Source organism: Enterobacter cloacae complex sp. ECL411 (assembly GCF_021869665.1).
Taxonomy (GTDB): Bacteria; Pseudomonadota; Gammaproteobacteria; order Enterobacterales; family Enterobacteriaceae; genus Enterobacter; species Enterobacter intestinihominis.
Genome location: NZ_CP091491.1, coordinates 19,325 through 32,978, shown reverse-complemented (window position 1 = coordinate 32,978; position 13,654 = coordinate 19,325). Strand labels below are relative to the sequence as shown.

Annotated in this window: 9 protein-coding genes and 4 pseudogenes; 6 read left to right on the top strand and 7 right to left on the bottom strand. The window is 52.4% G+C overall.

Annotated features, from left to right (window positions below):
- Window positions 1-394 precede the first annotated feature (394 nt).
- Window positions 395-1,384 (top strand): RepB family plasmid replication initiator protein, encoded by a 990-nt coding sequence (locus L3069_RS26955; protein ID WP_022652311.1) that lies wholly within the window; start codon window positions 395-397, stop codon window positions 1,382-1,384.
- 295 nt (window positions 1,385-1,679) lie between these two features.
- On the opposite strand, the pseudogene L3069_RS26950 reads toward L3069_RS26955, so the two are convergent.
- Window positions 1,680-2,419, bottom strand: a pseudogene (locus L3069_RS26950) (tyrosine-type recombinase/integrase).
- Between the two features lie 517 nt (window positions 2,420-2,936).
- Between L3069_RS26950 and L3069_RS26945 the strand changes: the two are divergent.
- From L3069_RS26945 to L3069_RS26930, 4 genes and pseudogenes are all read left to right on the top strand, one after another.
- Window positions 2,937-3,053 (top strand): annotated as a pseudogene (locus tag L3069_RS26945) (IS5 family transposase); the annotation flags it as partial.
- Between the two features lie 71 nt (window positions 3,054-3,124).
- A protein-coding gene (locus L3069_RS26940; RefSeq protein WP_089046468.1) for an IS3-like element ISSen4 family transposase occupies window positions 3,125-4,245 on the top strand; the annotation gives its coding sequence in 2 pieces (ribosomal slippage) (window positions 3,125-3,383 and window positions 3,383-4,245; 1,122 coding nt in all).
- 28 nt (window positions 4,246-4,273) lie between these two features.
- Window positions 4,274-5,020 (top strand): annotated as a pseudogene (locus L3069_RS26935) (IS5-like element IS5 family transposase); the annotation flags it as partial.
- Window positions 5,021-5,181: 161 nt separating this feature from the next.
- Complete coding sequence (locus tag L3069_RS26930) at window positions 5,182-6,504, top strand: GntP family transporter (RefSeq protein ID WP_016479957.1); 1,323 nt, start codon at window positions 5,182-5,184, stop codon at window positions 6,502-6,504.
- A 198-nt stretch (window positions 6,505-6,702) separates the two neighbouring features.
- On the opposite strand, the gene L3069_RS26925 is transcribed toward L3069_RS26930, so the two are convergent.
- From L3069_RS26925 to L3069_RS26905, 5 genes and pseudogenes are all read right to left on the bottom strand, one after another.
- Window positions 6,703-7,494 (bottom strand): site-specific integrase, encoded by a 792-nt coding sequence (locus L3069_RS26925; protein WP_008322208.1) that lies wholly within the window; start codon window positions 7,492-7,494, stop codon window positions 6,703-6,705.
- A complete protein-coding gene (locus L3069_RS26920; RefSeq protein WP_008322211.1) occupies window positions 7,484-7,798 on the bottom strand; it encodes a hypothetical protein in 315 nt (104 codons plus the stop codon). Before L3069_RS26920 ends, L3069_RS26925 begins: the two co-directional genes overlap by 11 nt.
- A 1-nt stretch (window position 7,799) precedes the next feature.
- Window positions 7,800-8,105: a type II toxin-antitoxin system toxin CcdB gene (gene ccdB / locus L3069_RS26915; RefSeq protein WP_008322213.1), complete on the bottom strand. Its 306-nt coding sequence runs from the start codon at window positions 8,103-8,105 to the stop codon at window positions 7,800-7,802.
- 1 nt (window position 8,106) lies between these two features.
- A complete protein-coding gene (gene ccdA / locus L3069_RS26910; RefSeq protein WP_032934863.1) occupies window positions 8,107-8,325 on the bottom strand; it encodes a type II toxin-antitoxin system antitoxin CcdA in 219 nt (72 codons plus the stop codon).
- A gap of 861 nt (window positions 8,326-9,186) precedes the next feature.
- Window positions 9,187-9,884 (bottom strand): annotated as a pseudogene (locus L3069_RS26905) (IS1-like element IS1B family transposase).
- Between the two features lie 212 nt (window positions 9,885-10,096).
- Between L3069_RS26905 and L3069_RS26900 the strand changes: the two are divergent.
- A complete protein-coding gene (locus tag L3069_RS26900; protein ID WP_016479955.1) occupies window positions 10,097-12,679 on the top strand; it encodes an EAL domain-containing protein in 2,583 nt (860 codons plus the stop codon).
- A gap of 33 nt (window positions 12,680-12,712) precedes the next feature.
- Here L3069_RS26900 and L3069_RS26895 read toward each other — a convergent pair whose 3' ends face one another.
- Window positions 12,713-13,417, bottom strand: a complete 705-nt coding sequence (locus tag L3069_RS26895) for an IS6-like element IS26 family transposase (protein ID WP_001067855.1) — start codon at window positions 13,415-13,417, stop codon at window positions 12,713-12,715.
- Window positions 13,418-13,654 lie beyond the last annotated feature (237 nt).

Sequence of the window (13,654 nt, the reverse complement as noted above, 5' to 3'; positions counted from 1 at the left end):
CCTTGTCGGTCAGCAGGTTATCCACATATACAGTCATTCGATCCAGTAATAAGATCCTTAAAGCGATCCCTGTAAGATCCAAAGAAGATCCCGACACCTCTGAAGGCCGCGTCAGGACTGAGCCTGGAGCATGATCACATAAGCTGTAGCATGTTAATCATAAGCTGTAACTGGTAGACAATAAGCTGTATTATGCAACGGATATGCTGTAATAAGCGATTGATATAAACTACAGTGAGTATGTCACCTGAAAGTTCATCAGGGCTGTGCATAAACTGAAGCCAGTTGTCTGGCGTTTTACAGGCCATAACATGAGAACAGTGGCTGCTTTTATTCTAAAACAATCCACCGATCGGGGGGCTCTCTGGACAAGGACAATCTGGACATAAAAAAGCTGTTTGAAGAGGTGGATAAATCCTCCGGTGAAGTCGTAAATCTCACTCCTAATGCCAGTAATACAGTGCAGCCAGTGGCACTGATGCGGCTCGGAGTGTTTGTCCCTACTCTCAAATCACTGAAAAACAGTAAAAAGAACACGCTTTCGCGTACTGATGCGACGGAAGAACTGACGCGTCTATCTCTCGCCAGAGCCGAAGGGTTTGATAAGGTGGAGATCACCGGTCCCCGCCTGGATATGGATAATGACTTCAAGACCTGGGTAGGGGTGATCCATTCCTTTGCACGCCATAAGGTTATCGGCGATAAGGTTGAACTGCCGTTTGTTGAGTTCGCCAAACTCTGTGGGATCCCCTCCAGTCAGTCATCACGCAAGCTCCGGGAGCGTATCAGCCCCTCGCTAAAACGTATCGCGGGTACCGTGATCTCGTTTTCCCGCACGACCGAAAGTCACACCAAAGAGTACATCACACACCTGGTGCAGTCGGCCTACTATGATACGGAGAAGGATATCGTCCAGTTGCAGGCCGATCCGCGCCTCTTTGAACTCTACCAGTTTGACCGGAAAGTGTTACTGCAGCTCAAGGCCATCAATGCCCTGAAACGCCGGGAGTCCGCCCAGGCCCTTTATACCTTTATAGAGAGTCTGCCCCGGGATCCGGCACCGATATCTCTGGCGCGTCTGCGGGCCCGCCTGAACCTGAAATCCCCTGTGTTCTCGCAGAACCAGACGGTGAGGCGTGCCATGGAGCAGCTCCGGGAGATTGGCTATCTGGATTACACGGAGATCCAGCGGGGACGCACTAAACTCTTCTGCATTCATTACCGGCGGCCCAAGTTAAAACCACCGCATGATGAGAGTGCTGAGAACCCTCAACTGCCAGCCGCACCGGGTGATGTGAGTCCGGAGATGGCTGAGAAATTGGCGCTTTTAGAGAAACTTGGCATCACGCTCGATGACCTGGAAAAACTCTTCAAATCCCGCTGAACATAAGCTGTAGTGAGTAACACCTCTCTGTTTACTTGCTACAGCTTATATTGCTGCCTCTGGTGAGTGTCCTGCTCACTACAGCTTATATAAGCGGTGATGAGTGCGGCTCATGTCTGAGGCCCGTGCTTCCTGAGCAACAAACTTCCACCATTGTTTTTCTGCAGTTGCCGCAGCCCTGCGGACTTATTGCATCAGGCTTCCACATATCACAATCTGCTTACTCCAGCTTATGTTGCCTGCTACAGCTTATTTCACTCACTACAGCTTATATAAACTGTGGCGAGTGACGTTGTCACGTCAGAGGGGGAAGTGTCCGGAGGATCTGCGCGGCATCATGCCCGTCACCGGTGAACGGCACGGCTAGTGTGGCCGCCATATCCAGCGCAAACACTCTGGTATATACCTCCATCGAGCGCGGATCCTTGTGGCCGGCCAGCGCCTGAATCACTTTCCGGGGCTGGCGGTGATAGAGCATATGCATGATATAGCTGTGCCGGAAGGTATGGGGCGTTACCGGAATTGAAAAATGGACCCCGTCAGCTTCGGCCCGCTTAACGGCCTGCTTCAGCCAGTTACGCATGGTTTCATCGGTGACGGCCCACAGCGGTTCACGCCGGCGGGGACGGGTGGTGACCATCCAGCTCGCCATCTGCCTGACATAGCTTATATCGGTCAGCGGGACCAGGCGGACCTCATCTTTCGGTGGGGCCCGCGTCGGGCCCGTACTTTTTCAGACAGTACCCGCACAAAGGGTCGCAGACCATCGAGATCAAATGACTCCGGGGTCAGCGTCCGGGCTTCTCCGATACGGATACCGGTGTTCCACATGGTGGCGAACAGCATGTGATGGCGCTGGTCGGGCATATACCAGAGGAGGGCACTCACTTCCGGAGCCAGCAGATAAGCCGGGGTGGCACCGGTGGAGGTGGCCATGCGTCGTAATGCCACGGCGGTCGCAAAATCAACGCCCGGGGCGATCGGCAACAACGAAACGCGTTCTGGTGAATTCTGCAGGGGAATGACGTTGTTCATCGGCTATTTTTCACGTAGCGCACGCACTTTTTATGGATACAGGTATTTTGCACCTGACCGGCCGATCCTGCCATGACAATAAATCGCAGCGCGCGGATCCTTTTATTGTCTTATCCCGCATTATTGCGGGTAAAACCAAATGCGTAAAGGATCCTTTTTCAACATAGATCCACGTTAAAGCCAGTCATGACGCGGCCTGAGGGCTGTTTTACGGTTTTTGGGAGAAATGGGGTAATGCCAGGACATACATGATCGGACCATAATGAGAATGGAGCAGAGAAGAAGAGGATGCGCTACGTGAATTCTGACCTTGGTACACCCCTGTAACCCTGTCAGTTTTCACGTAGCGCAATGTGGTAACTGACTATTGCCAGTTGATATGACGGCCGGCATTCTGATGCTGACTTAATATACGGATAATAGGTAATGCTGCCAACTTATTGATTTAGGGAAGGTGCGAACAAGTCCCTGATATGAGATCATGTTTGTCATCTGGAGCCATGGAACAGGGTTCATTATGAGTCATCAACTTACCTTCGCCGACAGTGAATTCAGCAGTAAGCGCCGTCAGACCAGAAAAGAGATTTTCTTGTCCCGCATGGAGCAGATTCTGCCATGGCAAAACATGGTGGAATGACCTGCTCCCCGTTGATTAGTACACCCCGATGTTAGTAATGTCTTCATAAGCCACATGAGGACATCCCCATGAAGAAGCGTTTTTCCGACGAACAGATCATCAGTATTCTCCGCGAAGCCGAAGCTGGGGTACCCGCCCGTGAACTCTGCCGCAAGCATGCCATTTCCGATGCCACGTTTTACATCTGGCGTAAGAAGTATGGCGGTATGGAGGTGCCTGAAGTTAAGCGCCTGAAGTCGCTTGAGGAAGAGAACGCCAGACTCAAGAAGCTGCTTGCCGAAGCCATGCTGGATAAAGAGGCGCTTCAGGTGGCTCTTGGGCGAAAGTACTGACGACAGACCAGAAGCGGGAAGCCGTGATGTTGATGTGTGATGCGACCGGTCTGTCGCAACGTCGTGCCTGCAGGCTTACAGGTTTATCCCTGTCGACCTGCCGCTATGAGGCTCACCGTCCGGCTGCTGATGCGCATTTATCAGGGCGCATCACTGAGCTGGCACTGGAGCGCAGGCGTTTTGGCTACCGTCGTATTTGGCAGTTGCTGCGCCGTGAAGGGCTTCATGTTAATCATAAGCGCGTGTACCGGCTTTATCACCTCAGTGGCCTGGGCGTAAAACGCAGAAGACGTCGTAAAGGGCTGGCAACAGAACGTCTGCCGCTGCTCCGTCCGGCGGCGCCCAATCTGACCTGGTCGATGGATTTCGTCATGGACGCACTTTCCACCGGTCGCAGGATCAAGTGTCTTACCTGCGTCGATGATTTCACAAAGGAATGCCTGACGGTCACTGTTGCCTTTGGGATTTCAGGCGTTCAGGTCACGCGTATTCTGGACAGCATTGCACTGTTTCGAGGCTATCCGGCGACGATAAGAACTGACCAGGGGCCGGAGTTCACTTGCCGTGCACTGGATCAATGGGCCTTTGAGCATGGTGTTGAGTTGCGCTTAATCCAGCCGGGCAAGCCAACGCAGAACAGATTTATTGAGAGCTTTAACGGACGATTTCGCGATGAATGTTTGAATGAGCACTGGTTCAGCGATATCGTTCATGCCAGGAAAATTATTAATGACTGGCGGCAGGATTATAACGAATGCCGCCCGCACTCCACGCTGAATTATCAGACACCGTCTGAATTTGCAGCGGGCTGGAGAAAGGGTCATTCTGAGAATGAAGATTCCGACGTTACTAACTGAGTGTTGTATCTAATCGTGGGGGCAGGTCAATGCTCTGTACGAAATCTCCTCCATGCGTCTGTTTGCCCGGTTATCCCTGGATAGCGCCTTGCCGGACCGCACCACCATCATGAATTTCCGCCACCTGCTGGAGCAGCATCAACTGGCCCGCCAATTGTTCAAGACCATCAATCGCTGGCTGGCCGAAGCAGGCGTCATGATGACTCAAGGCACCTTGGTCGATGCCACCATCATTGAGGCACCCAGCTCGACCAAGAACAAAGAGCAGCAACGCGATCCGGAGATGCATCAGACCAAGAAAGGCAATCAGTGGCACTTTGGCATGAAGGCCCACATTGGTGTCGATGCCAAGAGTGGCCTGACCCACAGCCTGGTCACCACCGCGGCCAACGAGCATGACCTCAATCAGCTGGGTAATCTGCTTCATGGAGAGGAGCAATTTGTCTCAGCCGATGCCGGCTACCAAGGAGCGCCACAGCGCGAGGAGCTGGCCGAGGTGGATGTGGACTGGCTGATCGCCGAGCGTCCCGGCAGGGTAAAAACCTTGAAGCAGCATCCACGCAAGAACAAAACGGCCATCAACATCGAATACATGAAAGCCAGCATCCGTGCCAGGGTGGAGCACCCATTTCGCATCATCAAGCGACAGTTCGGCTTCGTGAAAGCCAGATACAAGGGGTTGCTGAAAAACGATAACCAACTGGCGATGTTATTCACGCTGGCCAACCTGTTTCGGGCGGACCAAATGATACGTCAGTGGGAGAGATCTCACTAAAAACTGTGGATAACGCCTTAAATGGCGAAGAAACGGTCTAAATAGGCTGATTCAAGGCATTTACGGGAGAAAAAATCGGCTCAAACATGAAGAAATGAAATGACTGAGTCAGCCGAGAAGAATGTCCCCGCTTATTCGCACCTTCCTTAGCCGGCGTAATCATGCTGTTACTGCTGGTCATTAAGGCAAAAGTTCAGCCTTTCATTGCACTGTTGCTCGTCAGTCTGGTCGTTGCACTAGCCGCGGGGATCCCGGCGGGTGACGTCAGCAAAGTCATGATCGCCGGAATGGGAGGTGTTCTCGGCTCCGTCACGATTATTATCGGCCTTGGCGCAATGTTAGGGCGGATGATAGAGCATTCTGGCGGTGCTGAATCTCTGGCCAACTATTTCAGCCAAAAACTGGGAAGTAAACGCACCATTGCTGCACTCACCCTGGCCGCATTTTTCCTGGGTATTCCCGTGTTCTTTGATGTCGGGTTTATTATTCTGGCACCGATTATTTACGGTTTTGCCAAAGTAGCCAGGCTGTCCCCACTTAAATTTGGTTTGCCGGTCGCCGGGATTATGCTGACCGTTCACGTGGCGGTACCTCCTCATCCAGGCCCGGTAGCCGCCGCAGGGTTACTCCATGCAGATATTGGCTGGCTGACCATTCTCGGTATCGCCATTTCCATTCTGGTCGGTATTGTCGGCTACATTGCAGCCAGAATGATCAATAAACGTCAGTACGCGCTGTCCGTTGACGTGCTGGAACAGATGCAACTGACTCCCGCGGCCAGTTCCGGGGAAACCACGAAAATCAGTGACAAAATGAGCCCCCCAGGTGTGGCGCTGGTTACCGCTCTGATTGTCATTCCAATTGCCATTATTATGGCCGGAACCGTGTCTGCCACGTTAATGCCGGCATCGCATCCGCTGTTGGGCACGCTACAACTGCTTGGCTCCCCGATGGTGGCGCTGATGATTGCGCTGATACTGGCATTCTGGTTGCTGGCTTTACGTCGGGGCTGGGGTTTACAACATACCAGCGACATTATGGGGTCGGCGCTACCCACTGCAGCAGTTGTCATCCTGGTGACGGGGGCGGGGGGCGTATTTGGTAAGGTTCTGGTGGAGTCCGGCGTGGGTAAGGCCCTTGCCAGTATGCTCCATATGATGGACCTGCCTCTGTTGCCTGCCGCCTTTATCATTTCACTGGCTCTCAGGGCATCACAGGGCTCAGCGACAGTGGCTATTCTTACTACCGGTGGGCTACTTTCTGAAGCTGTTGTGGGGCTAAATCCGATCCAGTGCGTGCTGGTTACACTGGCTGCCTGCTTTGGCGGACTTGGGGCATCACATATCAACGACTCTGGTTTCTGGATCGTGACCCGATACCTGGGATTAAGTGTGGCAGATGGACTGAAAACCTGGACCGTATTAACCACGATCCTCGGCTTCACAGGCTTCCTGATTACCTGGGGCATATGGGCAGTGGTTTAGCGTCAGTAAAAATCAGACACCAGTCAGAATTTTCACGCCCTGACCAGGAATGGTGAGGGGATGGGCATTCCGGTCACAGTCACCGCTGGTGAGCCACATCGCTTTACCTTTGCAACCTGATGTCTGCTCAAAACTTGTTTTTGAGCAGACGACGGGTTGGGCAAGCCCACCGGGCGCGTCAGGCCGTTATCAAAGGACTCACACTGACCCTTTCAGCATGGCCACCGCATCCGTCTCCGGCATCTGAAACTGCACCCGGTGCCGCGCCGCCACGTCCAGTGCAAACACCTTCGTGTACACCTCTGTCGAACTGACTGACTTGTGGCCCATCAGGCTCTGCAGCACCTTCAGCGGGATACCGGCGTACAGCATATGCATGGCGTAGCTGTGACGGAACGTATGCGGTGTCACCGGCACGGAGAACATCACGCCGTCGACCGCAGCGATTTCAACCGCTTCATTCAGCCAGGTCCGGACCGTCCGGTCGGTGATCTCCCAGATGCGGGCCTTCTCCGTTCTGCCGGTGCGTTTATTCTTCCGCTCAAGCGGGATCTTCAGCGTGGCAACCATCATCTCCAGCTGGCTGACATACTGCTGATCAGAAAGCGGTACCAGGCGATGCGCCTGACTGCCTGCAGGGGCACGGCCTGCCGTTCTGGCTGCTTTCTCCGTGCGCTGTTTCAGGGTGGCCAGTTGCACAAACGGATAAGGCGGCGCGAGCGAAAAATCCCCCCTTGTCAGGGCCAGGGCTTCGTTGATGCGTGCCCCGGTGTTCCACAACGTCGCCAGCAGCATTTTACGGTGCAGGTCCGGCACATAGTGGAGCAGGGCACTCACTTCCGGGGCCAGCAGGTATTTCGGCAGTTCATCCTGCACCAGCGCCATCTGACGCAGGACCAGCGCGGCCGGATAATCAATGGCCACCGGCAGATGAACGGGCTGAACCGGCGAATGCAATGCCGGTCGCTGTACCGGCAGGTTACTGTTCATCCCGTTCTCCGTTGCCCTGCACCGGGCCATCAGTATCCGGAGCCATCCGCCAGACGGCCCCGCCGAACTCGGTTCCCCCGACCACCTGCGACCATTCGTCACTGCAGGCCAGGCTTTTCGCCACCACCGCAAAATCCACATGGCTGAGCGGGGTGTCGCCACGCTCGCCAGGCGTTTCCAGGACCAGACCATCCGGTACCACCGGGCCGGGCGTGCCGGCCAGTCTGGCAGAGCGGCGCCAGAAACTGCGGATACAGCCCCCCTGTCTCAGGACACTGAGCAGCACCTGTTCGCTGATCCGCATGTCAGATCCCCCGGAACATCAGGTTGATGGCGTTCTGGATGTCATTCTCCAGGTGGCTGAGATCGGCCACTTCTTCCCCGATGACAGTGGCCGGCACACTGGCCATATCCGTGGTCATCAGACGATAAGGGTCACCTCCGACTGACACCACCGGATAAAGCTCACGCGAGACTTTGTCGGACAGCAGGCGGGCGCTGACCAGCGGGATCACCATCCGGCGTCCCGGGGTGTCAATAATGTCACTCTGCACGTCGACGAACAGACGGTAGCGGCTTTCTCTTTTATAGGCGTAAACCTTAAACTGCATATCACCAATCCCTGTTTTCGTCAGCAAACGATCCGTTAGCCTCGATAAAGCTGGCCACCTCAGCCATACCTTCCCGGTTTTCTTCCTGCCAGCGTTCGGCGCGCAGACGGCGGGCTTCGTTCTGCATGGTCGTACTGACCAGACCGGAGATATTTACGTCGTATGCCTTGAGCAACTGATAGCTGTCGCTGTCCACTGTCACTGTAATACGCTGCTTCACAATGCACCTCTTTTTTACATACTTCAGGTATGCCATAAAGTATACATTCTGCTGAAGCAAAAATCTGCTCCGCTCTGTGAATACTGTAAACCGGCTTACAGTGACTGAGTTAACTGTACACTGCTGTTATAGACATACCTCGCATATGCATTTTGATGCGCATCTTATTGATGCCGGATTTCGCCCCTTATAACGAATACTGTTAGCCAGCCACTAGTAACCTAATCATATTTTACACATAGCAACTTTCACCAGATGCAATTACAACTCAACTTATAAAAACACCCCTGAATTACCGGATGGCAGTTTTCTGGTGATCCGATTTCTGGAGTATTTAAGACTTTCCGGAAGTGTACCACGGTCAGGGAATAAGCGAAGCGCTGTTTTCCGCTGCTGCGCGCCGGGTCACGGGGCAGGGTGAAAACACAACATGTGGCAGAAGATTCAGCTGATGGCGTGGCACATCTTGTGTTTCTGTGCCGCCGCGCGCCGGTGCGTTTCCGGAGGATCCGAAACTTACTTTTTTCGGATCTCAGGAGAAATGAAGAATGATTTGTGCTGAAAATGCAATACTAATGATAGATTTTGAACCCAATCGCATTATTGCATAATTAGCATCAATAATAGAAACTTTTACATAAATGACAATAAAGAAGCGAGATTCTTATTTTCCATGTTAATTATAAGCCTTTGTAGAAAGCGAGACGGTAGAGAACTTGTGCAACTAAGAATAAACTGTCCCGACCCTTCCAGGGAGCTGGAGTGTTCAGATGTACGACAGAGCCCTGTGCCTTTTGCATTAAAAAATTAAAGGACTGAACATGGCGACCACAGTAATAGCTGCCTGGTAATGACTCCAACTTATTGATAGTGTTTTATGTTCAGATAATGCCCGATGACTTTGTCATGCAGCTCCACCGATTTTGAGAACGACAGCGACTTCCGTCCCAGCCGTGCCAGGTGCTGCCTCAGATTCAGGTTATGCCGCTCAATTCGCTGCGTATATCGCTTGCTGATTACGTGCAGCTTTCCCTTCAGGCGGGATTCATACAGCGGCCAGCCATCCGTCATCTATATCACCACGTCAAAGGGTGACAGCAGGCTCATAAGACGCCCCAGCGTCGCCATAGTGCGTTCACCGAATACGTGCGCAACAACCGTCTTCCGGAGCCTGTCATACGCGTAAAACAGCCAGCGCTGGCGCGATTTAGCCCCGACGTATCCCCACTGTTCGTCCATTTCCGCGCAGACGATGACGTCACTGCCCGGCTGTATGCGCGAGGTTACCGACTGCGGCCTGAGTTTTTTAAATGGCGGAAAATCGTGTTGAGGCCAACGCCCATAATGCGGGCGGTTGCCCGGCATCCAACGCCATTCATGGCCATATCAATGATTTTCTGGTGCGTACCGGGTTGAGAAGCGGTGTAAGTGAACTGCAGTTGCCATGTTTTACGGCAGTGAGAACAGAGATAGCGCTGATGTCCGGCAGTGCTTTTGCCGTTACGCACCACCCCGTCAGTAGCTGAACAGGAGGGACAGCTGATAGAAACAGAAGCCACTGGAGCACCTCAAAAACACCATCATACACTAAATCAGTAAGTTGGCAGCATCACCAGCGAGTCAGCTTGGGAAGAAATGACCTGCTTATTCGCACCTTCCTTAGCAAAACAGAAAGCTGGCACTAAATAAAAATCCGTTTCTGCCGATACTGCCTCTGCGGGCTGTGCCTATTTCAGGCCAATGGACTCTCACCCGTTAAGAGATGGGGAAAATGAACTGGCAGCGCTTCAACAAAGTAAGTAGTTTTTCAGGAGAAACCAGTGGCATAGTAAAGAAAAATTTTATTATTACCGCGGCGTTGCTGAGCAGTCTCTTTCTGGCGGCAATAGTGAGTCTTTTATATATCGCGGATAATCTTAATAATAAAGCAGACGCGCGCAGCAGTTTACTTTTGCAAAAAGCCCTCACTAACCGGCAGGAAAAGATACGCACAAATTTAATGGATAATGCCGACTGGGGCGAAGCGTATAATAATTTGCACAAGCAGGTGAATGTTAAATGGGCATGGGACAGCCAGAACCTTGGTGAATCGCTTTACACGAATTACCAGTATGAAGGCGTATTTGTTTTGTCTCCCGCCGGGGAGACGCGTTATAGCGTCATTGAAGGAAATCTTGTCAGCCAGCCTTTCGAGAAATGGCTCAACCGGAACATCACCAAAGAACTTTTTAACGACCTCTCACAAAGCCAGGGTAAAGCCGTCTCACGCCTTATGATGACCAACGGGCAACTCACCTTACTGGCGGCGGCCCGGATCACGTCGGGAGACGATGAAAGCATCACGCCGGTGGCGGAAGATGCCTCGGTACTGATTTTCGCCGACGTGTTAACGCCCGTTAAACTGGAGAAAATGGGCAACGAATACGGCATTCATAATGCGCATACGTTCGGCAGAATGGAGCCACACCTGAAAGCCGACTACCGGGAAGCTCAGCTTATTTTACCCATTGATAATGGCGATGTTCTGATTGAGTGGCGAAGCGACGATCCGGGCAGAGCGCTGATGAACCGGGAGCTGCCGTTAATCATCATTCTGATGTTATCGACCATTGCATTTACCTGGTTGATGCGGCGTGGTGCGTTAATCAAAGCGCAAATTAATGACGAAAATGTTTCCCTGCTTGAGCAAAGCCGACAAGCGCTTACGGCAAGTGAACGACGCTTTCGCGACGTCATTGAAGCCACCACCGACTGGATTTGGGAAGCGGACAGCGAGGCACGGCTAACGTGGTTATCCGACCGTTTTTCCGGCGTTACCGGTCATCATTCTGACGACTGGCTTGGGCGGAACATGTTGGATTTCATCCACAGCGACAAAATCCTTTTTCATCACTGGCTGCTGAATCCGCAGACGAGCAGTAATTACACGCTCAAAAAGGCCCGCTATTTCTCAGATCAGGGCCATCAGCGTTACTGCAATGTGGTGGCGAAGCGCGCCATTATGGATGATGGTTCTATGGGCTTTCGCGGTACGGTGACCGATGTCACTCTGGAAGTGGAGGCGCAGGAGCGTGCCGAGTATTTATCGCGGCATGATGAATTAACCGGCCTGCCAAACCGGGTCAGAATGAAAGAGTTTCTGGAAGGTGAGCTGCGTTCTTTACCCGATCCGGATCATCCCCTGGCCATGATCAGCCTCGACCTGGATAAATTCAAACCGGTAAATGATTTATTCGGCCACAATGCGGGCGATGCGTTACTCAATGAAGTCGCCAGCCGGTTGCGGTCCTGTACCCGTAAAATCGATCTGGTTGCCCGGCAGGGCGGAGATGAGTTTATCCTTATTCTGCCGGATATTTATGTGCGTAAAGACATAGAGACGCTCTGCCAGCGCATTGCCAGTGAAATAAGCCGGCCTTTTATCGTTAACGGCAATGAAGTGTATATCAGCGTGAGTATGGGGATTGCACTGGCGCCTCAGGATGCAATGAACGCCAGCGATCTGATTCGGTTATCCGATATCGCATTGTATAAAGCGAAAAATACCGGTCGCAATAACTGGGTGTTTTACGAACCCAACATGGGCGAGTACTTAATTCAGCGCCGGGAAATGGAAAAAGAGTTTCGTGAAGCGTTATGCACAGACCAGTTTCAGCTGGTTTATCAGCCCCGTTACGACATTGAAACCTCGCGTATCGCTGCTGTCGAAGCACTGGTTCGCTGGCAGCATCCGCGTCTCGGTTTACTGATGCCGGATCAGTTCATCCCGCTTGCGGAAGAGACGGGCCTGATCGTTGCCATGAGTGATGTGGTGCTGGAGAAAGCCTGTAAAGATATGGTGCATCTCTCGCCCGATTTGGTTATTTCGGTCAATATTTCGGCGGTGGAGTTTAATACCCGTGGCCTGGCGAAACGGGTAAAGGCTGCGCTGCAAAAATCGGGGCTTAAACCGTCCCGGCTGGAGTTAGAAATTACCGAAAACGTGACGATTTCCAATCCGGATATCACGCTGGAAACCATGAAGCAGCTGAAGGATATCGGCGTACGCTTTTTGATTGATGACTTTGGAACCGGCTACTCGGCATTAAGCTATCTGAAACGCTTCCCGTTCGACGGAATAAAGCTGGATAAATCTTTTGTGTTCGCCATGGAGGAATCGGAAAACGCCAAAATCATCGTTGAGAATATTATCGGCCTTGGCAAAGCCTATTCGCTGGCTGTCACCGCTGAAGGCGTGGAAACGGCGGAGCAGTTGAAAAGGCTTAAACAATATCACTGTGACGAGGCGCAAGGGTATTTCATCGGGAAGCCTGTCGCGCTTGATGCGTTAAATTTGGCACTGTTGCAAAGTTAGCGATGAGGCAGCCTTTTGTCTTATTCAAAGGCCTTACATTTCAAAAACTCTGCTTACCAGGCGCATTTCGCCCAGGGGATCACCATAATAAAATGCTGAGGCCTGGCCTTTGCGTAGTGCACGCATCACCTCAATACCTTTGATGGTGGCGTAAGCCGTCTTCATGGATTTAAATCCCAGCGTGGCGCCGATTATCCGTTTCAGTTTGCCATGATCGCATTCAATCACGTTGTTCCGGTACTTAATCTGTCGGTGTTCAACGTCAGACGGGCACCGGCCTTCGCGTTTGAGCAGAGCAAGCGCGCGACCATAGGCGGGCGCTTTATCCGTGTTGATGAATCGCGGGATCTGCCACTTCTTCACGTTGTTGAGGATTTTACCCAGAAACCGGTATGCAGCTTTGCTGTTACGACGGGAGGAGAGATAAAAATCGACAGTGCGGCCCCGGCTGTCGACGGCCCGGTACAGATACGCCCAGCGGCCATTGACCTTCACGTAGGTTTCATCCATGTGCCACGGGCAAAGATCGGAAGGGTTACGCCAGTACCAGCGCAGCCGTTTTTCCATTTCAGGCGCATAACGCTGAACCCAGCGGTAAATCGTGGAGTGATCGACATTCACTCCGCGTTCAGCCAGCATCTCCTGCAGCTCACGGTAACTGATGCCGTATTTGCAGTACCAGCGTACGGCCCACAGAATGATGTCACGCTGAAAATGCCGGCCTTTGAATGGGTTCATGTGCAGCTCCATCAGCAAAAGGGGATGATAAGTTTATCACCACCGACTATTTGCAACAGTGCCGACCAAATGATACGTCAGTGGGAGAGATCTCACTAAAAACTGGGGATAACGCCTTAAATGGCGAAGAAACGGTCTAAATAGGCTGATTCAAGGCATTTACGGGAGAAAAAATCGGCTCAAACATGAAGAAATGAAATGACTGAGTCAGCCGAGAAGAATTTCCCCGCTTATTCG